We start from the raw sequence: 22,840 nt of genomic DNA on the forward strand, positions 1-22,840 counted from the left end.
ATATGACGTCACTGACGGAAACAACATCGATCCTGCAAGCGCTCGAAGCGCTCAAAAAAGAAAAATGGCTGCCGCACTTGGAAGAACTCCTAGGGCGTTTCGCAGGTTTCGAGTATGAACAGAATGCGGCACTCAACAAAGAGTTGGAAGTGGTGCTGTGGGATATCGTCGCGGTTTTCCAGCGATCAGCGGATTCGCCGTACCTTCGGTTGCTCTATCGCCGCATTTCCGAGCTGGAGTGTTGGCACTATCGTGCAACGCGGTCAGAAACATCCGGAGAACAATCATTCTGGAATCCACTGGAGGAGAAATACATTGATTTCAAACAGGCCGGCAGCACGCACTGTTACATGGCTGACTCCGGTTATCCCGCGCGCGATGTGATTAGAAAGTGGTGCGAGCAACGACTGAAATGAAACTGCTGAAAACGCTGTTCAAACTGCCCCACGTTCTCCCGTTAGGTACATCCAATGCCCCAATTATATTCGATGAATTGGACATGCGCGCGCTCCCGCCACTACGGTCAACGACACTTCTGGAGCTTGTCGGGTTTGATGAACGGCTGACGCAGCTATATCGGACGGTGGGTATCTCGGAGAACCACTTCGACGTCTTGTATCGCCAGCCCGTGCACGCACTCGCTGAGGCGGTCCAGCTGGCGCCGGCGAGTGAAAACAATCACCACTGCGGTCCTGGCGGCCTACTGAAACATACGCTCGAAGTGACTGCTACAGCTTTACATATTCGTAAGAGTTACCAGTTACCGCTGGGCGGTAATCCCGAGGACATGGCCCGAGAAGAACACCATTGGACCTACGGTGTTTTCGTTGCGTGCCTGCTACACGATATCGGAAAAATTCTGACGCGTTTTCAGATCGTGTTGAACATGCCCGATGGTACACAGAAGCTGTGGAACCCGCACAGCGAACCCATCTACGAAACTGGCGCAGTGTCATACGGCATAGTGTTTGAAGAGTGCGAGTACAAAGCCCACCAGCGCATGGGCGTCACCTTATACTCAAGTATCATTCCACAAATTGCGAGGGCCTGGCTGGCGCAACATTCGGTCGTAATGTCACAAACACTTGCATCGATTTGGGGCGATACCTACGAGAGTCAGGTGATTGGAGATATCGTCACTCAGGCGGATCGCGCAAGCACCGGTGCAAACACTGATGTTACGAATGCGGATCTGCGTTTCCCCGGTGCGCGTGAAAGTCTGGCGGATCGGCTGATTCAAAAGCTGCGACAGTTATTGAGCGATGGCGCAATCAAACTCAACAAAGACGGCGGCATGGGTTGGGTTGCCAATGAAGATGTCTACCTGGTGTGTCGGCCGCTGGCTGAATTGCTGGTCAAGTCATTTGAAGACATTGGCGCAACAGGAATTCCGTCTGATCCTGTGCGCATTTATGACGTACTGCAAGAGCATGGTTTTGCGTTACCCACTTCGGATGGTAAAGCCATCTGGAAGATCGATGTGCAAGACAATCAGGGAAAATTTTCGCATACATTAACATGCCTCAAATTCAAAACCCGCCGACTGTTTTTACCCGTGAGACTGCCCCAGAGTTTTGATGGTGTTATCCGAATGTTTGCGCCAGATGATGACGCTGCGCCAGCATCAGTTCCGGCGCCTTTGCGCCAATCAGTTCAAGAAACTGCCCCAGAAAAACCGGCTACGCGTGAGCCTGCTCCAGCACCCGACATTGACACAGCACCAGCTGAGGCTGAGCAAAACATGCGTGAGGCTGGTACAACAGCGCCTGATGAGTATGGGACAGTTGCCCACGATAGCGATGTGACCGAATCGACTGGAGAAGAAACTGAGTCAGCCGCAGAGGCGGAGAACTCTGATCACGATGCGTTTGTACACAAGCCTCCGGCCTCATCTCCACCTCCACCGACGAGCTCACCAGGTGAGTTCAAGGACACGCCTGCCAAAGCGCCTAAACCAAACAAACAAGATCCTATGGCTTCGGCGAGCATTCGAATTACTGACTGGCATGAAGACGTCGCACATGAATTTTGGGAGTGGGTTTGCGAAGGCGTTTTGAATCGGCGTCTCGCGGCGAACAACACAACGGCCTCTGTGCACTTTGTTGAAGAAGGCGTATTCCTCGTCACGCCGCGAATTTTCAAACACTACTGCAAACACGCGAAGCTGGGAGAGGATTCCTACACGAAATTGCAGAAGCGCTTCCAGCGGCTGGGATATCACCGTAGAACCGCTCTCAGTCGCTTAAACGTCCACCCCTATCTCGTCGACACGGGGAACGGAAACCCCCCATCGAAATTGAATGGGTGGGTGATTCCCTATAACCGAGTCTTTCCTGAAGGCGCTGAGTTGCCCCAGCCCAACAAACTCCTGAAACCGGCCGACGCAGAACCGGTTCCAGCATCTGATGCGTAGAGTTGTCGCCAAAAGTTGCAAATTTATGAAAAGATGCTATTTATTCCCATTCGCGATAAGCAAGAATACTTTTTATGTGTTTTTGGGAGAGTAATTTGTCATGAAGATGCTGGATATCGCTCGGATATATGTGTCGGTGAACATCAATAACGATGATACGTCATCGACGGCGATGCGCGCCGCTCGACTATTTGACGAACGCACGGGCATAGCGGATATAGCAGAAATAGATTTCGCTGCGATCGGTCGTTTTAAAGCGGCCGTACTCGCTGTTGGAAAGCCGGTCACCTATAACGGCTATCTGAGATACCTCAAATTGCTGGGTAAATGGGCGCTGGCCGAGGGCTACTGGACGAGAAACTGGTTTGAGTCGGTCCGGAAATTGCCTGAGCCAGACGCGCCGCACAAGACGATCGAGCCGGAAGTTTTTGCGGAAGCAATGAAATTTCTACACAGTAATGAAGCGCTTCAGCCCGCCTGGTTCTGGCGGATCGTCATTCGGTTTTTGTACTTTACTGGCGTGCGCCGGCGGCAGATTGTTCATGTGCAGCTGCGCGATATCGATTTAACGAATCGAGTGCTTACGGCGAGTTATCGCGGCTCTAAAACTCAACGCGAGTGGCAAATTCCACTTGCGGACGAGGTAATCGAGGATCTTCGGTATCTCATCCGTCGAAATGAAAACGTACTGGGCAGAAGGATGCGGCCAGATGATTACGTGTTTAATGTCAGCCGGTTTTACTCTCGGTATAAATCTGATCCAGCCAGGCCTGGGCGGATGGATGGACCCCAATTTACGGGATTCATGAAGCGGCTTTCCGCCCGAATCGGCATGCGTATCGGGATGCACCGGATACGGCATACCTGCGCGACGGACCTTTGTGATTTCGACGACGATGAGAGTCCCGATTTGTTCGCAGCACAACAAATTTTAGGCCACACCATGTTGTCGACCACACGCGGGTATGTGAAGACAAAGGTGCACCGGATGAGGATGCGAATAAATAAGCTGGAATTTCCAAAACAAGGTAAAATCTAGGTGATTCAGCCTAATTTTTGGAAAAAGTTTGACAAAAACACAGATAATAGACGATATTAATTAGTGCCGGGCTCCGTTATGGGTCGCGCAGTCTAATACAGTCAGCAATGACTCACTTCTAAATTCCTCGCATATGCACCAATTCTGCGGGATGAGGTGGGGCCGCTACGGCCCCACTCATAGAATTGGTAGCTAGAGGCGGACTTGAACCGCCGACCCCAGCATTATGAGTGCTGTGCTCTAACCGGCTGAGCTACCTAGCCATACGTGAGGGCGCGTATTTTGGGGCGCGCTTGGGGGATTGTCAACCCTCGATTTAAGATTGGCTTAACCGGGCTTTGGGGGCTTATCGGTATATGGGGCGGGTATGGTGACTTGCTTTTTACCGTTTGAGGAGCAGGCTGGCCTAGCATTCTGGCGCTGCGGTAAGTTGCTATCCGCAGTATTTTTCTTTTGTATGAGTTTTGTACTAATTCGTTCCGGCTCGCTGTGGCCTCCATCGAACTGTTTTGTCCATCGTTCATCTCGCTTTCGACTTCCATGGTGCTCTTGAAATTCAAATGACCTATTACATAATCAAGTGGTCTGGTCCAGCTAATCCAGATACTTTTTTGCCGCCTTTTTCACTTGGTACGATAATTCCGCTATCCGCTTCCCTCTCATCTGTCGCATTTACTTGAAAACGTTTTCCGCAAAAATATTATTTTTTTCACGCAAGCACTAACTCAAAAAAATTATCCTGAAATCGTTTTCAGAAATTTGAAAACGATTTCTTTTTTTCAAAGCTTTGTTTTCTGCTGGACAGGTAATCCTGCACGTCTTTAAGATGATCTTCGTTGGGTGAGCAGTTTTCTTATAAGCAACAATCCGCTGCAAATGTTCCACCCGATACCTATGCATTAACTTACTCAAAAAGGGAATTTTTCATCTGACAACTATTGGCCTTTTTTCCAAAGTAATAAGAGTCGGATGATAAAAAATAATCCATAAATGAATAATTGGAGAGGTTCATGAACATCAAACGAGGCTTTAAGAAAAAAATTCTGGTAAGTGCCATCGCTTCTTATGCGGCAATGGGTTTGAGTGCTCAGGCACAAGCGCAGGCTGGCGATGATACGGTTGAGGAAATTGTTGTCACGGGCGTTAGGGGGGCTCTGACATCGGCAATGGACACCAAGCGTGAGTCTTCCGGTATTGTCGATGTGATTAACGCGCAAGATATCGGTAAATTCCCGGACACTAACCTGGCTGAGTCGCTGCAGCGTATTCCGGGTGTGTCGATCAATCGCGAAGGCGGCGAAGGAAAATTTGTGACGGTACGGGGTTTTGGTCCCGGCTTTAACGTGGTGACGCTGAATGGCCGTCAGCTGACCTCGGAAAATAATAACCGCGATTTTGAATTCGATACGCTCGGATCAGAAATGATTAACGCTATCGTAGTCAATAAGAGTGGTTCAGCGCTTGCTGATTCCGGTGGCATCGGCTCTGTTATTGATCTGCAAACGCCACGGCCTTTTGATGTGGGCAACAAGCTTGCCGGTACGGTCAAGTACAACTACGAAAGCCTCGCAGAAGAGGGAAGCCCCCAAGCCTCGCTGTTATACAGCGGCAACTTTGCGGAGGATACGCTGGGGATTTTATTTGCCTACAATCACTTTGAACGGGATTCGCGCGTTAATCGTGTAACCAACGCGAACTGGGCGCGGGTGGAAGCCAATTCGGGTTCCAATTTGTATCCCGATGCGTCGGAGTTGCGCTCCAACGCTAATCCGGATGGCCGTTTGTACTTGCCACAAAATCACTTTATCCAGGTACAACGCGATCAACGCACGCGCGACAACGCGAATTTGGTTGTGCAGTTTGCGCCCAATGATGATTTCACTATCACGGCAGATGTGTTGTATTCCGAGTTCGAGTTATTGCGCGATCAAAATATGCTGGTGCATTGGTTCGGCAGCCGCCCGGATTGGCGCGATGTTGTGGCGGATGAAAACGGCACAGTGACACACTTTATTGCGGATCGACGCGAAGGCGAGGGCGTTGTGCAGGCCACCGAATTTAACGCAATTAAAGAAAACCGCGAGTCCAGCACCTTGATGGGCGGGCTTAATTTTGCGTGGGATGTAACAGATACCCTGACACTTTCCATGGATGCTTATCGCTCTGAATCTGAATACGATGACCCTATGGGTTATGGTAATTCACAGGTGACCATGGGTTATCGCAACCGCCTCACCTGGGATTTGGGTGATGGCTTTATTCCCGCCATCTCCGGTTTTGAGTCGGGTACGGGTTCGGTTCCCTATCAGCCGGATGCTAACGGTAACTTGACAATTCCGAATGGCGATTATCTTGATCCCAATAATTTGCGGCCGGGCTTTACGATTCGTAACGGTCGTATTGTGGATGACACCATTGATCAATTCAAAATTGGCGGTGCATTTAAATCCAACGAAGCAACAGGATTGGTAAAAGCGGATTTTGGTCTTTCCATGAAAAGCCGCACCAAGGCGCGTCAACAATTTACCACCGGGCGTGGCTTGACAGAGCAAGAGGCCGCGACAATTGCGCAGAATGAACCGCGCGCTTACGTCGGCCCGGGTGCAACGCTGAATTGTATGTTTTGCGGTGGCGAGTTCTTCTGGACGGAAATTACCCCGCCGCAAGTGTCCGTGCTTGATGCGGGTTCTGACTTCCTCAGTGGTGTAAGTGGCAGCGGCAATATTCAAACCCAATGGTTGAAGTTTGATCACGATGAATTCCGTCGTATTTACGAGGGGCACGTTGGTGTTCCTTTCACGACGGTTAATGTGCCTTCGGAGTCTTACGACATTGAAGAAGACATTATGTCGCTCTACACGCAGTTGGAGTTCGCCGGTGATTTGGGTGGTTACCCTTACGGTTTCGTTACGGGCTTGCGCTATGAAAAAACCGATCTGACCATTACCGGAAATCTCGCATCGATTCTGCGCGTTGAGGCTGAAGGTGCGGAAGTGCTGAACGAAGTGCTTACGCCGGTCACGCCGACCAAGCTGGAATCGGATTATGCGATGTTCCTCCCGAATGTGAATTTCAGAATTGATTTCACTGAAGACCTGGTGGCGCGCGCGGCTTATTCTAAAACCATTACTCGCCCGTCCATGCAGGAGTTGCGTCCCAACCTGGAGTTCCGCGATCTTAAACAAAACGGACCCTATCCGGTTACGGCAGGCAACCCGGACCTGAAGCCGCTGGAGTCGGATAATATCGATCTCTCGCTGGAGTGGTATTACGGCTCCGGCAGCTACGCCTCTATCGGTGTGTTCTACAAGCAGGTGGATAATTTTATTGTTAACGCAACGAGTGGGCAGGTTTTCCTGGGTGAAGATGGTGAGCCTATTACTGACCCGGCCACCGGTAGCATTACCATCATTCCGCCCGGTGGTGCGCCGTCTGATCTTATCGATCCCAATGATCAGGTCATCGAATTTGCGGTAACCAAGCCGTCAAATGTTGAGACCGCTGATGTCAACGGTTACGAGTTGGCGGTGCAACACATGTTCGGTGAAACCGGCTTTGGTGTTGTTGCCAACGCGACTTTCGTCAATACCAATGCCGAGTATGATTTGAACAAGTTTGACCAGGGCTTTGCGTTGGTTGGTCTGAGCGATTCCTACAACCTTGTGGGTTTCTATGAAAACGATAAGTTTGAAGTGCGTTTGGCCTACAACTATCGCGATGGCTTCTTGCAATCACTGGATCAGGGCGGCGTAGCGGAGCCAACCTTTGTTGAGGATTACGGCCAGTTCGATTTGAGTGCGAGCTATAACCTGCTGGAAAATGTTTCTGTGTTCCTGGAAGGTATTAACCTGACGGGTGAAGAAACACGGTGGCATGGTCGCTTTGCCAATCAGTTCTTGCTGGCTGAAGAGAGTGGTCCACGTTATACGGTGGGTGTGCGCGCATCCTTTTAATCGCGCTTTTCAGTAAGGCGCAAACAAGGGCCTTTTCTATAAAGGCCCTTTCTATGAAGGCCCTTTCTATATTTGTGCATAAAGCCAAACATCCAATGTTGAACATATCATGGTAAATGACAGCGTAAGGCATGTGGTTATCGTCGGTGGCGGAACGGCTGGCTGGATCACAGCGGGTGTTCTTGCTGCAAAATGTGTGAAAGAACAGGGGCGCGATCTAACGATTACCCTGATTGAATCCCCGACGATTGGCAATGTGGGCGTGGGTGAAGGAACCTGGCCGTCAATGCGGACGACCTTGCAAACCATGGGTATTTCTGAAACGGAATTTATCCAGCAATGCGATGCCACCTTCAAACAAGGCGCACGTTTTAATCGCTGGGTTGATAATGCCGACACCGATTTTTATTACCATCCTTTAATGCTTCCCTATAATCTGGGGCCACTGAGTACGGTGACTCATTGGCTGGACAATGCACCCAACGCCGAAGGGTTATCTTATTCGGCGACAGTCTGTCATCAGGAGGCCATTTGTGAGGCGGGGTTGGCTCCCAAATCGATTACCACTCCTGAATACCAAGGCAACCTGAATTATGCCTATCACCTGGATACCAACAAATTCGCCGCGTTTATCAAAGCTCATTGCATTGACAAGCTCGGTGTTCGCCATGTGGTCAATGACATTGTTGATACTCGTGCGGGCGATGATGGCGAGGTAGCTGCACTGCAACTGGCTGATAGTTCTGAATTGGTTGCGGATTTTTATATTGATTGTTCGGGCTTTGCCGGCTTGTTAATTGACAAGCACTTCAAGGTTCCCTTCATTGATAAAAGCGACGTGTTATTTTGTGATAGGGCGGTTGCCGTGCAATGCCCTTATGGCGCTGACGGGCAATCCGCTATCGCCAGCCACACGATCTCCACAGCGACCGGGTCCGGTTGGATTTGGGATATCGGTTTGCAAAGCCGGCGCGGCATCGGGCATGTTTATTCTAGCCGTTATCTCAGCGATGAAGTAGCCGCACAGCAGTTGCGTGATTATGTTGGCGCTGCAGCGCTAGGTTTACCTTTACGGTTTATCAAGTATACGCCGGGCCACAGGGAAAAATCCTGGCAAAGGAATTGTGTGGCGGTGGGGTTGTCTGCCGGTTTTGTCGAACCACTGGAGGCTTCATCTATCTTGCTCGTGGAAATTTCCGCGTACTGGATCGCAGAAAAAATCCCGCACACTAAAAACGGCTTTGCGCGTTGCGAGCAGCAATTCAATGAGATTTTCCGCTACCGCTGGGATACCATCATTGAGTTTTTAAAACTCCACTACTGTTTATCAAAACGTAGCGATACGTCCTTCTGGCGTGACAACATCAGCCCGGAATCCATTCCTGACGCGCTCCTTGATAAACTTGATATGTGGCAAGCGCAATGCCCCTCGGTATTGGATTTTTTGAGCCGGGCGGATGTTTTTCCCCTGGAGAGCTATTGCTATATTTTATATGGCATGAAGTTCAAGACGGCTACCCATACGCCGAATGAAAAACACCTGCAACGACTCGAAGATAAAATCGTTAACCAGCGTCGACAGCGACAGGCGTTGATGAGCGCTTTACCGTCCAATCGTTCGCTTATTGAGGCGATTCATAAGCACGGCCTACAGAAGATATAAACCTATGAATGCAAATATTGATGTGCTGGATGATAAAACCCACGAAGATCTTCAGGTCGACTTTAAAGAGGCAAGAAAGTCGGCATATAAACAGCGACTGATTCCGGTGGTTGTTTCGGAGTTTCATTCGCTGATGTTTCACTACCCGATTGTTTTTGTTAAAGACGGCGAGACCGGGGCGTTTACCTGCTCGTTATTGCTGGGCGTGTCAGGGGAGGCGAGCCTGCTTGAAGACCAGGATATCACCAATGACGAGGTGCTACCGTTAAACGTGCGTCGGCTTCCGCTGGTTGCTATAGAGTCATCGGATGATAGCGGGCCGGTGATCGGCGTAAATCTTGATTCGCCGGGGGTGGGTAAGGGAGAAAAATTATTTGCATCACAATCTTCGGGATTGGAGTCTGCGGTGGCGGCGCTTGGGGAACTGTACCGCGGCTACAAAGACACCGATGCGTTTATAAAGACTGCCCTGGAACTGGGTTTGATCACCACGCTTAAAGCAGAAATACAATTTAACGGCAAACCCAGGATTGCACTGGAAGGGCTTTACGGGATTGATACCAATAAAGTGCCGCAGATCACCGACAGCGCTGACAAAGATAAATTTCTAACTATTGCCAATTTCGCTTATGCACAAAGTTTTTCTCTATACAACATGCGCAAGCTCACCTTTCTCACAGCTTGAATAATTTCTTCTGTTTGCTCTTCCTGCTTCAACGCATTTCTTTATCTCCCTTTCTAAATCTGCGCAGCATTCTGGTGTTGCGCAGATCAACGATTTATAAAATATCCTTCCTGTCAGTTTATTCATAATTAATTGGCTATAAAAAATAATACTCGGAAATCGTTTTCATAAAATTGAAAACGATTTCATTTTTTTCAGCGCCTTTTATTCTGTGTAAGCAGCCGCTAAGCTAAGGGCTGGGTTAATTTTCTAATCATCAGTCGACGTAAAAATAATGAAAAATTTATTATTGATATTGGTTTCTTTTATGCTTGTTACCTCTTGTTCTCATAAAAAGATCGATACCTTAGTGTCATCTCCCTCCAGCAATCTGAGTGTGGAATTTTTCCTGACACAAGAAGGCCAGCCTGCGTATCGCGTGCTGTATAAAGGGGGCGAGGTCGTGAGCAAGTCATTGATGGGCTTCAAGCTGAAGGACGCACCGGATTTGGCTAGCGGTTTCAAGATCATTTCTTCTGATGCCTCCAGCTTTGCAAATACCTGGGAGCAACCCTGGGGCGAAGAGCGCTACATAGAAAATCGCTACACAGAGCTGCGAGTTGGCCTGCAGGAAGTCGGCGATTTACAGCGTAAGTTGAATATTGTTTTTCGCGTGTATGACGATGGCCTGGGATTTCGTTACGAATTTCCGCAGCAACCACAATTGGGCTCATTCACCATTATGGATGAGCTAACTGAATTCGCGCTCACCGGTGATCACTCAGCCTGGTGGACGCCGGGCCAGGCGGGCAACCAATATGAATACCTGTACCAGAACACTCCCGTCAGCGAGATGAAGCTGGTGCATACACCGCTGACTATGGAAACGGCCGATGGGACGTTTATCAGTCTGCATGAGGCCGCCTTGTTTGATTATCCCACCATGAACCTCGCGGTAACGTCCGGCACATCCTTGCAGGCCGCTTTGGTTCCCTGGAGCAAAACGTCGGATGTTAAAGCGAAGGTAACCACGCCCTTTGCAACACCCTGGCGGACAATTCAGGTCGCCGATAAAGCCACTGATTTATTGACGTCATATTTGATCCTCAATTTGAACGAGCCGAATAAACTCGGCGACGTATCCTGGGTCAAGCCCGGCAAATATGTGGGTATCTGGTGGGAGTTGCATTTGGAAAAAGGCTCCTGGAATCAGGGGCCAAAACACGGTGCCACGACGGCGAATACAAAAAAATATATCGACTTTGCGGCTGAGCATGGCTTTGCCGGGGTGCTGGTGGAAGGTTGGAATGTCGGTTGGGATGGTGAGTGGTGGAATCACGGTGGCGATGCGTTCGATTTCACCAAACCCTATCCCGACTATGATGTGGATGAAGTTACGCGCTACGCGAAAGAAAAAGGTGTTTACATTATTGGCCATCACGAAACCGGTGCATCCACGGATAACTACGAGCGACAACTGGAAGCAGCTTATAAATTTCTCGAAAAATACGGCATGAAGACGGTAAAAACCGGATACGTGGAAACCGGAGAGTTATTAACAAATGGTCATTACCATCACGGCCAGTTTTTTGTTCGCCATGCACAAAAAGTTACCGAGATCGCGGCCAAGCATAAGGTGATGGTCGTTGCTCACGAAACGGTAAAAGATACCGGTGAGCGCCGCACCTATCCGAACTTGATTTCGCGTGAAGTGGCACGCGGCCAGGAGTACGATGCCTGGGCAACCGACGGTGGAAATCCGCCGGATCACACAACGATTCTGCCCTTTACCCGTATGCTCTCCGGCCCTATGGATTTTACGCCGGGCGCCTTTGAATTGACCTTGCCCGACCGTCCCAACAATCAGGTGAACACGACGCTGGCAAAACAACTGGCTTTGTATGTGGTGATTTATTCGCCGGTACAAATGGCATCCGACCTGCCGGAACATTACGAACAACACCCGCAAGCGCTGCAATTTATTAAAGACGTTGCGGTGGATTGGGAAACAACGCGGGTATTGGGTGGAGAGATCGGCAAATATGTCAGCATCGCCCGCCAGGAGCGTGACAGTGATAACTGGTTTGTCGGTGCCATTACCAATGAAGATGAGCGTGACCTGACAGTAGCGCTGGATTTTCTGCCCTCAGGAAAACGCTACACCGCCAGAATTTATCGCGATGCAGATGATGCGGATTATCGCTCCAATCCTGCAGCATATGTTGTTGAGACACGGCAGGTATCCGCAGCGGATACACTGGACTTGTATCTGGCACCCGGCGGTGGCGCCGCCATCAGTTTGTTGGCTGAATAAAGTGGTGATTATTAACCCATAAAAAATTTACGCAATGGTATTCCGGTCCCCAGGTGCATACGCCGACCTCCGGTACCTTGAGCAGAGGATTTCAATAACCTGCTTCTTCTGTCAGGTTGCGATGTCGGTTTACAACTCTGCTCTTTTTTATAACCCGATTGGTGGTGCCGGATGTTGCGGCATCACCAATCCATCTGGCCGTAGGGCTGGATAAACTTCTTCCTCAAGTATGCTGACCAGGCCGGCAGGGCTTAGGCTTTTTCGCTATTTTGCGACTCGGTTGCCAATAATCAGGTGCACAAATCCCCGCAGCTGGCTAGTATCAAGTCAGCTCCTATGGCACATTTCCTGTCATCGGCAAACAATAAGATTTTCCCAACACCCCTGTGCATGACAAACCTTCTATAACAAGCTGAATGTGGGGATCGATATGATCGGTATTAAAGAAATTGCCAAAGAGGCCAACGTCTCGCCCGCCACCGTCTCGCGGGTGCTCAGGAATCCTGAGCTGGTTGCAGAGGCCAAGCGCAATACGGTTTTGGAAGTCATCAAGCGTACCGGTTATACGCCGAACAGTTTGGGGGTAAGCCTGCGCAAATCCAAGACTTACAATCTGGTTGCTGTCATTCCCGACGTGATCAGTGCCTTTAATTATCCGGTCATCCGCGCGATAGAAAGCATTGCGTTACAACACGGTTATTCATTGTTGCTGGGCGATACCCAGGAGCAGGAAAGCCGCGAGCGCTCGTTCGCTGCCATGGCCCGCTCGCGCCAGGCCGATGGTATTTTATTATTCTGCTCGCGCTTGCCCTTTGATATTGATCCCGCGCTTCCACTTGCTGACCAACTACCGCCAATGGTTAATGCCTGTGAAACCGTATCGGTTACCGGCTTGCCGAAAGTGAATATCGACAATGCTGCCGCCGCTGAAGATGCGGTAAATTATTTGCTCTCCCTCGGCCACCGCCGCATCGGTGTTGTCGCCGGCAACATGACCTCACCCAGCACCCTGGACCGCCTGCAAGGCTATCGCCGTGCGCTGCAAAAAGCCGGCTTGCCTTACGAAGAAGAATTGATAGAAGTGGGTGACTACGGTTTACAAAAAGCCGAACAGGCCACACGCAAATTGGTCGCGCGCGAAAATCGCCCCACTGCGATCTTCGCATTCAGCGACGAAATGGCCATGAGCTGCCTGGCTACCTTGCATAACCTCGGCTACAAAATTCCGCAGGATTTTTCGGTGATGGGCTTCGATAATATCTCCTATGCCCAATACTGCTATCCCGCCCTCACCACCATCGCCCAACCCATGACGGAGATCGGCATCGCCTGTATGGAATTGCTACTGCCCCAGTTAAATGGCGAGCCGATGCAGGAATGCAACAAGATACTGCCGCACAAGTTGATTGTGCGGAATAGTACGGGGGTGGTGGGTGGTTGAGTTCGTTATGTAATGGGCACAAAACTCGTATCAATCACCTTACTCAACACCTGCTCACTACCATTCACCAGCACATGGGCCGTGCAGTTCATGCAGGGGTCAAAGCTCTGAATTGTGCGTTGAATATCAATCGCGGCAAAGTCATCGGCAGTGCGAAAACCGGTTTCCAACAGGGGCGTATTCAGTAGTGCTTTTTCCATCGGCCCTGGTGTACGGGCGGGTGTGGTGGTACCGGCGTTGATGCGTGAGGGGATGGCGATCTGGTAATTCTCAATCTGTTGGTTTTTGATTACCGCCCAATGGGCGAGGAAGCCGCGGCTGGCGCCCCATAATCCCACACCGAATTGTTTGGCCTGTGTTTCATGTATGTTTGCATCGTCTGCGGTGCGGGTTTTTGTTTCGCCGGCGGCGAGCAAGCGGCAAGCGTTGTCAATATTTTCCTGCGTGACGGCCAGATTAAACGCGAGTGCGTAAGCGCGCGCCCGATTGCGTGCGAAGGTGTTCCAGATGTCTGGGATATGCCATTCAAGTTCGAGGGCCTGTTTGGCAGAACCGCTCAGCAGGAAATTCAGACTGGAGCCTGTGGCGTGGAGGTAAGGACTCGTGGGAATTTTTTGCGCAGCGGCGGTGAGATAGAGACGCGCATAAGCGCCGACTTCAAAGTTGTGTCCGCGCCAGGTCAGGCTTGACCCCCAGCTATAAGCGTTCGTATTGGTATTTTTGATGGATTGGATTTTTTTATTCCAGGGGTGACGCTCGCTGATGGCGTTACCCAACGGGTCTTGTTTGATCAGGTCAGCATCAGAGATGTTTGTGCGGGTTTGAAAGGAATAATCCAGGCTCTCTTCCATCCCGGCATTCAGTTGGCTCAGTGAAATACAGGCGAGTTTACCGTTGATAACTGCTGCTGGTGTGGACCAGCGATATTGCCCCCAGATATCACACGTTTGGTAGCGGCCATCATAGTGGTCTGGATGATCCCATTGACCAAAGTCCAGTAGCGAGGCATCGCTACGTCCCAGGTCTTCGTAACGCGGGTTGGCTGTTAACATAAAATCAAAAATATCATCCCAGATAGCGGCCGCCTTTTGGCTGTATTCCATGAAGGGTTGCAATAGCTTGCTGAATTCGGCGAGTTTATGTGCGTCGGCGGTGATACTGACCCCGCCGGGAATAATGGATTCAGAGTGTGGATATTTTCCGCCCAGCAGAACGTAAGCCTGGCGGGCCAGAGACACCATCTGCAAAGCTTCCCGGTAGAGTGATCCCGTGCCCTTGTTCAATTCAACCATGATGTCACTGATGCGTGAAAAGCCATGCATGTGCACAAATTGACTCTTGCTTTGTAGCGCCCTGGTCCAGATGTCCGGGTTGGTTTTTTCAACAACGGCCTGGGAATAATCCGGCCCTGCCAGCACAAATAAATGCATGCAGTTGTCGCTCAGGTATTGGCAACTGAGCAGTAAATTCCGTAACACAATCCCGAACGGCGGCGGCTTTATACCTAGCGCCATTTCAAGGCAAAGCGCAGACGCGGTGGCGTGTACTCCGCCACAAATGCCCGAGGCGGTGGCGCTGACCAGTCCGACTTTATCCAGTGCGCGTCCCGGTAGTAAGGATTCGTAACCGCGAAAAAATGTTGCTGCGGATGCGGCCTCAACGATGCTTTTATTATCCAGATCCACACGGCAATTTACCGCCAAACCACCTTCCAGGCGGTTCATCGGATCAGCGCTGTGTGAAAGGCTGGCAAGGTGTTGTTGTTTTACCAGCTCTTGCATGCCGGGGCTCAGCCGCGGTGCGTGAGCATCCCGCTGTTGCTGCTTGGTGGTATTGATGAATGCCGCTAATTCCAGTTCCATTGCGTGCTCCGTATGTCAGGCTTCTGCGGTTAAGTGTGCTTCTTCAACTTCCCAATCCGGTGCGGCGATATGGCCATACCAGGCTTTTTCCGGTGCATCACCATAAAGCGCATTCCTGACCTTGATCCAGATCTGGTTGCCCCAGTCGTAATGCCAGTACAGGATAGGGTCGTTGAGAAAACCTTCGCTGCGCAGTGCCCAATCCATCAGGCGGCGATTCCACAAGCGTTCATCGTCGTCGGGGATAAGTCCCTGTTGCCATTGTTTTTCAAAATAATCCGTCGTGCTCGCGTCAATAATTTCTTCAAAACGGGTGCCCATGTTCATCCAGTGGCCGGTGCTTTTCTGGCGCAAGGTAACATCGATCGAGGCGCCGGTAATATGAATCGGAAAGGTACGGGCATCTTGCGGATTAAAGTTGCGCGGATCGCGCAAGTAGCCCAAGGCATATTGCCGCCACATAGCTTCATCGCCATGGGGAAGTTCGCGACGACCACGTTCGTAAAAAAACGTCCATAAGCCACGTTGGCATTCGATGGGACGATAAGCATCCAGTATCAACAGTTCAGCATTGTAGGGGGCGAGTAACTGATTGGCGCGCGCCAGTTTTTCAGCAATGGTTTTTCTCAGCCAGCCTTCCTGGCGCGAGCCTTGAATTGGCTTTTTATAAGGTGGATTGCTGCCGTCGGTAATAGCGTGCCATGACAAAAAAGGCAAATCATAATGCTTCAGGTTGACCAATGGTTCCTGGTAGAACGGCGATTGTTCATCAATCGGGATGTGAAAATGCGGTGCGCGAATCAGTTGCAAATCGACTAATGGAATCGTGTGGTCAATGTCATACATACCTGGTCGTCCTTTAGGTTATGAAGCGTCGAATATTTCGCTGGCATTGGCCAGCACTCGCATCTTGTCAGCGAAAAGCGGGCCGCTGTAGCGTCGCTCCAGTAGCGCCAGTGAATGAATTTTCCGGCGCGTTGGTTGATCAATGGCATTGATGAGATAGCGAAAATTCTCCGCAGTTTCATTGAACAACCGGCCGAGGCAGCGTGCAGTGGGTGAGGTCTGCGGGTCGCACAACAAGCGCGCAAATGTATCGAGCGATTGCCATTGGCTGCTATTGATCTGGTATTCAATATCGGGATAGCGATGGGCCAGAGTTTTATCAACGGTAAAAATATATAACCAGATACAGTTGCGCACCTGGAGCTGCTCAAACCGCGCTTGCATAAATTGTTGCTGCGTGCCGGTCACGTTGATGTCGTTGATAACGATCACCGATTTGCGCTGGAACTGGGTTAACAGGCTTTTGCTGTCAATATGTTGTTGAACGCGCTGTCGTTCAGCGATGCGCTCTTGCAGATTATTCCTGCTGTAGTTGTTGTAGTGTTTGATGTCTTCTGCGGTGCGAATCTCTACTTGCTGTGGACTCAGGCGTGGTTCTACCAACGGAATATAATAACCCCGTTGTTGCAGCGCATCCTGAATCTGCCGTGCCATCAGGTTAGCCGCGGCAGGCAATTGATAAAACGCCGGTGCGGTCAGTATCCATTGGTCCTGTTGAAAGCTGTTTTTTTGCAACACGTCGAGCGCCAGTTGGCTTAACGCTTGAGAAAAAAAATGAACGTGCGGTAAATAGCCAAGCTTCATACCGGGATAGTGGCGATAGCGCGGCTGGTCCAGCATCAAGGGCAGTGAATTGACATCTTCCAGTGAGTGGATGTGGCTTGTCCGGCTTGATGATTGCGTAACGGATCTTTCCATTGGTGTGCGCGTCCGGGGCGTTTTTATTCGTTGTTGTTATACGCCGTCGTTACCACACAGCGTTGGCGTGGCAACGACGGTTTTCAATTACCGCTAGCGGAGATCAAAGGCTGAGCTTTTAATCATCTTCCTATTAATCGCTTGTTTTTGCGCTGCAGGCAAGGCACTGGAAGGCACTGCATCCAGCTCCTTACCTTTTCCGCCCACGCCGTTTGCCAGGAAGCTGAAGTCGCGCCCAAGTTGCTGCGCGGCGCCGTGGCAGCCCTGACAACCACCCATGCTGAATTGTGCCGCCGGGACCGGTTGGTTTTGTTGCACATTGAGTGATACGTTATTGTAAGTGGCCGGCGGTGTTGAGGTATTGAGTTTCGGGTCAGGATAAACACATTGTGTATTGCCTATGTCGCCGCGGCAATTTACAAAATATTGTTGGTTCTTATCCTGTATGCCCTGCACAGGCACGCCGCCATTTAGCAAAATGCCGGTGAATAATTGAATGCCGGGTTGGCTACTTTCCACCACGATATTTGCGAGAAAGTAGTTGCTCGCAGTGGAATCGCTGGTGGGGATAGCCTGTACGCCTTTGAGACGATAATTGGCCCAGATATTATCCTGGTCCAGACTTTTGATCAGCGCGTTCACCTGGTTGTTCACGTCGTTAACTTCCTTGATGATCGTATTAGGTTGCACTACCGTCGTGTAGTCTTGCGAGATGGCGCCGGCATCGGGTAAGTCGTAGGTGGTTTGTTTATTTTGTTGTGCCGGTTGGCCGGGCGCATTGATTGAATAGGCTCCCGTTACGGTAGCCGTGTGCGGATCATCGCTCGGTGTCTGGTAAGACAAGTTGTTGTAAGTGGTCTTGTAAGCCGGGTCGGTAATCTTGTTGTTGCTATCGCGGGTTACCGCATCCACATGTTCAAAGGTGGTAAAGATAAATTCCTGATAGTTGGCGGTCTTCTGGATGATATGTAGGGCGATCAACGCGAAGGTATCGGTATGAATCGTCGGTACACCACTGGCATCCATGATGTAATAGGTCGCGCTGGCCTGATGATAATTTTGGGGATTGGAATTTTTAATATCCTTAACCCGGCGCCAGGCTGATTTCACTTCTACAACACCGTCAGGAAAATCCCATGACACAGAAGAGCTGGGCGCTTTACGTGCAGGATCGAGCGCGTAGCTTGCTTCAATTTCGTTAACCTTGGCCATAAATAACACCGGGAATTCCGGTGCATAGGAATTCTGGTAGTACAGGAAGTTCTGGCTGATCTGGTTGGTTTCATCCAGGTAAACATAATTTTGACCTGACACGGTTAACGGTACCGTCTTATCACTGTTGTCGGTGTAAAAGGTGTAGTACACCGGCAGTTGCTGAATCGGTGATGGAGGTTTTTGGCTGGTGTAAAACGGAAAGGCTTCGGTGCGATGATAAAAACTTTCGAAAACCAGCGGGTTATCAACACCGGGTGAGGTACCGGTATCAATAAAATTATTCTTACCATTGCCTACTGCGCGACCCTGACCGCTGCTGAGTGTGGCGCTGGTTTGTTGTGTTGCGGCAATAAACAAGCGCCAGGCGTAGTTGGCGAACTGGGTCTGGTTAGCGCCGCTCACCAGGTCGGCAGGAAAATCTGTGACCGGTTTGGTCAGGTCATTTTTGGTAATGCTGTCACCGTTATCCGGTGTTGCAGAAAAAGCCGTGTGTGCGGCAAAAGTTAATAGCAATGCGCTGGTGATTTTAAGAATAAGAGGTTGCGGTTGCATTGGATTAATCTCCATGAAGATGTCATTGATCGGCTGTTATCCACCTCAAGCCGTTGCTTTGTTCCACTCGTGGTTGTGGGGTATTTCACCTTTGGCGAGAGGTGCAATCAGTTCAACGGAAAAACTTTCACCCAGAGGCGCCACCCAAATGCGGGATGAAAGATTGACTTTAAAGAGTTCAAATAACTTGTCATCGTCTGCGCGGGTTTCGCTGTATACTCGACGGTCAATCAATTGATAAAACTCAATGGGCACGAAATCTTCGCGCAATTTTACATGGGCAGTTTGTTGCCCATCACTGACCCACCATTCAAACTTCATTTCGCTGTTGCAGCGGTTTACGCAGTTTTCATTTTGCATGACCGTCAGGCAGTCACGATCAGCACAGCCCGTTACATAATTGAGTGAGTCGAGCACGCCGGGGCCGGGGTGACCGCTCACCACAACAAGATTGTCGCGGCTCCATAATTGCTTTTCCGATAGCGCCAGAGCCGCAACCTGCATTGCGCGATAACCCACCGCCGTTCCCCACCAGAGCGAACGCTGGTGTTGTGCGGTGGCTTCCTGATAGTCGAGCGTGAGTAACTTGCCGTGGTCGAGTACACGGATCAATAATCCTTCTGCAGGAAGATGATCAAGAGAGGAAATAGCGTTCATGAGAAGATCCTTTTTAAGCGTAATAAAATGACCGGAAGATTTAACGGTGCTAACAAATGCGTGGCAGTTGTTCGCCCACCAGCATGTCCACTATGCGTTTACCCCCAAAGCTGGTTTGCATATGAACGCGGCCGGCGCGACCTTCGGCCAATACTGAACCAATGTCGGCGGCGTCCTGGCCGAGTGGGTGCGCGCGCATGGCGGCCAGAGCGGCAGCGGTTTCCGCTTCGGGCACCACGGCAACCAGTTTGCCTTCGTTGGCGAGATATAGCGGATCAAGCCCGAGTATTTCGCAGAAGCCTTTGATCTCAGTGCGAATCGGTGTACGCGCTTCATGAATTTCAATCGCGCAGCGCGAGGTCTCGGCAATTTCGTTAAGCACGGATGCAATGCCCCCGCGCGTCGCATCGCGAATAAAACGCGTATTGGGCGCCGCGCGCAGCAAACTTTGAATCAAGGTATGTAAGGGCGCGCAGTCACTTTCTATGGGGCAAGAGAGTTGCATATCACCGCGCGCGTTGAGGATCGCGGCACCGTGATCTCCTAAAAAGCCGTTCACCAGAATGTGATCGCCGGGGCGGGCTTGATGTGCACCCAATTGATAGTCTTTATGGATGACACCTACACCGGCAGTATTAATAAAAATTTTGTCGCAACTGCCGCGCTCCACAACTTTGGTATCACCCGTCACGATATGAACGCCTGCGGCTCTGGCGGTGGCGGCCATGGACGCGACAATCTGGCGCAGTGTGTCAACCTGCATGCCTTCTTCGATAATCATGGCGCAGGTTAGATACAAGGGCGTGGCGCCCCCCACAGCCAGATCATTGACGGTGCCGCAGATCGCCAACTTGCCAATGTCACCGCCGGGAAAAAATAATGGATCAATCACGTAAGAATCGGTGGTTATTGCCAGACGGTCGCCGTAGCTCGCCAGATCCTCCAGAGAAAAGCGTGCCTGGTCTTCCAGTGTATTTAACGCGGGGTTGCTGAATGCATCGATAAAGACATCATCAATCAAATCGCGCATGGCTTTACCGCCGCCACCGTGAGCCAGTGTAATAACATGACTGACTAACTTTCCCTGACGAATCCGGGATGTTGGCGAGTTTTCGTCAATCGGCTTTTTTTCTGCGATATTCATACTCTGAGCTCCTCAATGTCATCTTCCATTTGCACCGCATCAATGCGATCACCGCCGTACAGGTAATAGGCTGCACAGGCGCCTTCGCTGGATACCATCAGTGCGCCAACCGGGGTTTCCGGCGTGCAGGCTTTGCCGAATACTTTGCATTGCCAGGGTTTTATTGCCCCTTTCAACACTTCGCCACACTGGCAGGACTCGGGGTCGGCAATCGTGACGGTTTGGGTGGAGAATTTTTTCTCGGCATCATAGGCGCTGTATTGTTTATTCAGCTGCACGCCGGAGTGATCAATGGAGCCCAGGCCGCGCCACTCAAAAAATTGGCGCAATTCAAACACCTTGCTAATTGCTTCCAGAGCCATCCTGTTGCCGTGTTCCGGTACGATGCGGTTGTATTGATTTTCCACTCGCGCTTCACCAGCTTGTAATTGCTTCAGGACCATCCACAGGGACTGCAAAATGTCGAGTGGCTCGAAGCCCGCCACCACCACCGGGCGATGGTATTGCTCGGCAATAAAACTGTAGGGCTGGTTGCCGATTACCATGCTCACGTGGCCTGGCCCGAGGAATCCGTCGAGTTGTAAATCCGGCGAATCCAGCACTGCCTTGATGGTGGGAATAATGGTGATGTGATTACAAAACAGTGAAAAATTGGCGATGCCTTTTGCTTCGGCCTGCAGCACGGTCAAGGCTGTGCTGGGCATGGTGGTTTCAAATCCCAGGCCGAAGAAAACCACTTCCTTATCCGGATTCTTCTTCGCAATGCTGAGTGCATCCAGCGGGGAATACACCATGCGCACATCGGCACCGTCCGCCTTCGCTTCAAGCAAACTTTTTTTCGAGCCGGGTACGCGAATGGCGTCGCCAAACGTGGTGAAGATGACATTGTCCTGTTCGGCAATGGCGACACAGTCGTCGACGCGGCCGCGCGGTAATACGCAGACCGGGCAACCGGGGCCGTGAATTAATTCGATACTTGGCGGCAACATATTTTCAATGCCGTACCGAAAGATGGAATGGGTATGGCCGCCGCAAACTTCCATGATGTAGGTGGGGCGCTGTTGGTTATCCGCCAGCGCGTCGGCAATCTCGATAATGTTGCCAAGCAGAACTTTTGCTTTGTGTGGATCGCGAAATTCATCAACGTATTTCATCGCCGGTCTCCTTTGTATTTATCTTTCCGCGCGTATCAGCCAGTAAGGTATGCACCAGATCCCACAGCACGTGGTAGATAGCTACATGGCATTCCTGTACACGGTGAATGCTGGTGGAATCCACAATCAGGCAATGGTCCAGTTGCAGTTTGGCCATTTCGCCGCCGTTGCCACCGGCCAGCGCAATGGTGGTTGCTCCAATCTTTTGTGCCTGCTTCAGTGCCCGTATCAAATTCTCTGAATTACCACTGGTGGAGACGGCAATTAGCGCATCATTTTCTTTAACCAGGTTTGCAACCTGCCGGGCATACACATGCTGATAACCTACGTCGTTAGCGATGGCTGTCATCACGGTTTTGTCGCAACTTAAATCGTAGGCGGGCAGGGCTGGTCGCCCTGTCGTGACCGGGTGTAAAAATTCCACGGCGATATGCGCGGCATCGGAACTGGAGCCGCCGTTGCCCATGGTGAAAAGTTGCCCCTTGCGGTTGTAAACCCCGGCGATTGCCTGGGCGCACTTCACCATGGCCTGCGCGTGGGAACTGAAAAATGCTGTCACGACGCGCTGGTGTTCGGCGATTTTCTTGTCAATGGAATCCAGCAGTGCATGGTTCAACACGGCGGCGTCGGATGGTGTGTTATTGAGGAACGGATAAAGCGCCTGCAAGCTGGCGTTATTGTCGGAATGATTCATCAGGATTCTCCCTCCTGAATTGCGGCCATCTCTTCCTGCATATTGCCCAGCTCCGTGAGCACCGCGAGCGTTGCCTGCGCTTCGGCTTCATTGATAACACTCATGGCGAAGCCGACATGCACGAGCACCCAATTGTCGAGATATTGCTGGAGGTCCGTATTCGGTTCGGCAATGCAACTGAGATTAACAGCCCGCTGGATACCGCCGACATCGACAATGCCGACCTGTTGTTCCGCGTCAATAATGCTGACGATCTTGCCTGGTATTCCTAAGCACATAGTTCTTCCCCTGCTGGTTAACTCAGATTATTG

General features: G+C 50.8%; 17 protein-coding genes and 1 tRNA gene. 8 read left to right on the plus strand and 10 right to left on the minus strand.

Annotated elements, in window-relative coordinates:
* From ACSV5M_RS17545 to ACSV5M_RS17555, 3 genes are all read left to right on the plus strand, one after another.
* Positions 1–416, plus strand: a 416-nt coding sequence (locus tag ACSV5M_RS17545) for a hypothetical protein (RefSeq protein ID WP_439177751.1), incomplete at its 5' end; no start/stop codon positions are given.
* On the plus strand, positions 413–2,413 hold the full coding sequence (mobH, locus tag ACSV5M_RS17550) for a MobH family relaxase (RefSeq protein ID WP_439177753.1): 2,001 nt from the start codon (positions 413–415) through the stop codon (positions 2,411–2,413). The genes ACSV5M_RS17545 and mobH, both read left to right, overlap by 4 nt.
* A 100-nt stretch (positions 2,414–2,513) precedes the next feature.
* Complete coding sequence (locus ACSV5M_RS17555; protein ID WP_439177755.1) at positions 2,514–3,452, plus strand: tyrosine-type recombinase/integrase; 939 nt, start codon at positions 2,514–2,516, stop codon at positions 3,450–3,452.
* Positions 3,453–3,638: 186 nt separating this feature from the next.
* Here ACSV5M_RS17555 and ACSV5M_RS17560 read toward each other — a convergent pair.
* Positions 3,639–3,715: transfer RNA gene (locus ACSV5M_RS17560), tRNA-Met, on the minus strand.
* A 747-nt stretch (positions 3,716–4,462) separates the two neighbouring features.
* On the opposite strand from ACSV5M_RS17560, the gene ACSV5M_RS17565 reads away from it, so the two are divergent.
* From ACSV5M_RS17565 to ACSV5M_RS17585, 5 genes are all read left to right on the plus strand, one after another.
* Positions 4,463–7,405 (plus strand): TonB-dependent receptor, encoded by a 2,943-nt coding sequence (locus ACSV5M_RS17565; RefSeq protein WP_439177756.1) that lies wholly within the window; start codon positions 4,463–4,465, stop codon positions 7,403–7,405.
* Positions 7,406–7,514: 109 nt separating this feature from the next.
* The gene (locus ACSV5M_RS17570; RefSeq protein ID WP_439177757.1) at positions 7,515–9,068 is read left to right on the plus strand and encodes a tryptophan halogenase family protein; all 1,554 of its coding nucleotides are present in this window, start codon (positions 7,515–7,517) and stop codon (positions 9,066–9,068) included.
* Between the two features lie 4 nt (positions 9,069–9,072).
* Positions 9,073–9,753, plus strand: coding sequence for a SapC family protein (locus ACSV5M_RS17575; RefSeq protein WP_439177758.1), 681 nt, complete (start codon positions 9,073–9,075; stop codon positions 9,751–9,753).
* 307 nt (positions 9,754–10,060) lie between these two features.
* Positions 10,061–12,046 (plus strand): glycoside hydrolase family 97 protein, encoded by a 1,986-nt coding sequence (locus ACSV5M_RS17580; RefSeq protein WP_439177759.1) that lies wholly within the window; start codon positions 10,061–10,063, stop codon positions 12,044–12,046.
* Between the two features lie 430 nt (positions 12,047–12,476).
* Positions 12,477–13,487: a LacI family DNA-binding transcriptional regulator gene (locus ACSV5M_RS17585; RefSeq protein ID WP_439177760.1), complete on the plus strand. Its 1,011-nt coding sequence runs from the start codon at positions 12,477–12,479 to the stop codon at positions 13,485–13,487.
* A 5-nt stretch (positions 13,488–13,492) separates the two neighbouring features.
* On the opposite strand, the gene ACSV5M_RS17590 is transcribed toward ACSV5M_RS17585, so the two are convergent.
* From ACSV5M_RS17590 to ACSV5M_RS17630, 9 genes are all read right to left on the minus strand, one after another.
* Complete coding sequence (locus ACSV5M_RS17590) at positions 13,493–15,349, minus strand: nickel-dependent hydrogenase large subunit (protein WP_439177762.1); 1,857 nt, start codon at positions 15,347–15,349, stop codon at positions 13,493–13,495.
* A 15-nt stretch (positions 15,350–15,364) separates the two neighbouring features.
* Complete coding sequence (locus ACSV5M_RS17595) at positions 15,365–16,195, minus strand: M15 family metallopeptidase (RefSeq protein WP_439177764.1); 831 nt, start codon at positions 16,193–16,195, stop codon at positions 15,365–15,367.
* An 18-nt stretch (positions 16,196–16,213) separates the two neighbouring features.
* Positions 16,214–17,113 carry a phosphoribosyltransferase family protein gene (locus tag ACSV5M_RS17600; protein ID WP_439177765.1) on the minus strand — a complete coding sequence of 300 codons (900 nt, stop codon included), beginning with the start codon at positions 17,111–17,113 and terminating at the stop codon, positions 16,214–16,216.
* A gap of 93 nt (positions 17,114–17,206) precedes the next feature.
* Positions 17,207–18,880, minus strand: coding sequence for a hypothetical protein (locus tag ACSV5M_RS17605; protein WP_439177766.1), 1,674 nt, complete (start codon positions 18,878–18,880; stop codon positions 17,207–17,209).
* A 45-nt stretch (positions 18,881–18,925) separates the two neighbouring features.
* Complete coding sequence (locus ACSV5M_RS17610; RefSeq protein ID WP_439177767.1) at positions 18,926–19,537, minus strand: hypothetical protein; 612 nt, start codon at positions 19,535–19,537, stop codon at positions 18,926–18,928.
* A gap of 49 nt (positions 19,538–19,586) precedes the next feature.
* Complete coding sequence (gene hypE, locus ACSV5M_RS17615) at positions 19,587–20,681, minus strand: hydrogenase expression/formation protein HypE (protein ID WP_439177768.1); 1,095 nt, start codon at positions 20,679–20,681, stop codon at positions 19,587–19,589.
* On the minus strand, positions 20,678–21,835 hold the full coding sequence (gene hypD, locus ACSV5M_RS17620; protein ID WP_439177770.1) for a hydrogenase formation protein HypD: 1,158 nt from the start codon (positions 21,833–21,835) through the stop codon (positions 20,678–20,680). The genes hypE and hypD overlap by 4 nt, the downstream gene beginning before the upstream one ends.
* On the minus strand, positions 21,822–22,529 hold the full coding sequence (locus ACSV5M_RS17625; protein WP_439177772.1) for a D-sedoheptulose-7-phosphate isomerase: 708 nt from the start codon (positions 22,527–22,529) through the stop codon (positions 21,822–21,824). Before ACSV5M_RS17625 ends, hypD begins: the two co-directional genes overlap by 14 nt.
* On the minus strand, positions 22,529–22,807 hold the full coding sequence (locus ACSV5M_RS17630; protein WP_439177774.1) for a HypC/HybG/HupF family hydrogenase formation chaperone: 279 nt from the start codon (positions 22,805–22,807) through the stop codon (positions 22,529–22,531). Before ACSV5M_RS17630 ends, ACSV5M_RS17625 begins: the two co-directional genes overlap by 1 nt.
* Between the last annotated feature and the right edge of the window lie 33 nt (positions 22,808–22,840).

It is taken from the genome of Cellvibrio sp. ARAG 10.3, assembly GCF_051846955.1.
Classification (GTDB): domain Bacteria; phylum Pseudomonadota; class Gammaproteobacteria; order Pseudomonadales; family Cellvibrionaceae; genus Cellvibrio.

What these genes read in the sequence shown, in the direction of transcription:
- mobH (WP_439177753.1), top strand. Translation starts at nt 413, where the DNA reads ATGAAACTGCTGAAAACGCTGTTCAAACTGCCCCACGTTCTCCCGTTA.
- ACSV5M_RS17555 (WP_439177755.1), top strand. Translation starts at nt 2,514, where the DNA reads ATGAAGATGCTGGATATCGCTCGGATATATGTGTCGGTGAACATCAAT.
- ACSV5M_RS17565 (WP_439177756.1), top strand. Translation starts at nt 4,463, where the DNA reads ATGAACATCAAACGAGGCTTTAAGAAAAAAATTCTGGTAAGTGCCATC.
- ACSV5M_RS17570 (WP_439177757.1), top strand. Translation starts at nt 7,515, where the DNA reads ATGGTAAATGACAGCGTAAGGCATGTGGTTATCGTCGGTGGCGGAACG.
- ACSV5M_RS17575 (WP_439177758.1), top strand. Translation starts at nt 9,073, where the DNA reads ATGAATGCAAATATTGATGTGCTGGATGATAAAACCCACGAAGATCTT.
- ACSV5M_RS17580 (WP_439177759.1), top strand. Translation starts at nt 10,061, where the DNA reads ATGCTTGTTACCTCTTGTTCTCATAAAAAGATCGATACCTTAGTGTCA.
- ACSV5M_RS17585 (WP_439177760.1), top strand. Translation starts at nt 12,477, where the DNA reads ATGATCGGTATTAAAGAAATTGCCAAAGAGGCCAACGTCTCGCCCGCC.
- ACSV5M_RS17590 (WP_439177762.1), bottom strand. Translation starts at nt 15,349, where the DNA reads ATGGAACTGGAATTAGCGGCATTCATCAATACCACCAAGCAGCAACAG.
- ACSV5M_RS17595 (WP_439177764.1), bottom strand. Translation starts at nt 16,195, where the DNA reads ATGTATGACATTGACCACACGATTCCATTAGTCGATTTGCAACTGATT.
- ACSV5M_RS17600 (WP_439177765.1), bottom strand. Translation starts at nt 17,113, where the DNA reads ATGGAAAGATCCGTTACGCAATCATCAAGCCGGACAAGCCACATCCAC.
- ACSV5M_RS17605 (WP_439177766.1), bottom strand. Translation starts at nt 18,880, where the DNA reads ATGCAACCGCAACCTCTTATTCTTAAAATCACCAGCGCATTGCTATTA.
- ACSV5M_RS17610 (WP_439177767.1), bottom strand. Translation starts at nt 19,537, where the DNA reads ATGAACGCTATTTCCTCTCTTGATCATCTTCCTGCAGAAGGATTATTG.
- hypE (WP_439177768.1), bottom strand. Translation starts at nt 20,681, where the DNA reads ATGAATATCGCAGAAAAAAAGCCGATTGACGAAAACTCGCCAACATCC.
- hypD (WP_439177770.1), bottom strand. Translation starts at nt 21,835, where the DNA reads ATGAAATACGTTGATGAATTTCGCGATCCACACAAAGCAAAAGTTCTG.
- ACSV5M_RS17625 (WP_439177772.1), bottom strand. Translation starts at nt 22,529, where the DNA reads ATGAATCATTCCGACAATAACGCCAGCTTGCAGGCGCTTTATCCGTTC.
- ACSV5M_RS17630 (WP_439177774.1), bottom strand. Translation starts at nt 22,807, where the DNA reads ATGTGCTTAGGAATACCAGGCAAGATCGTCAGCATTATTGACGCGGAA.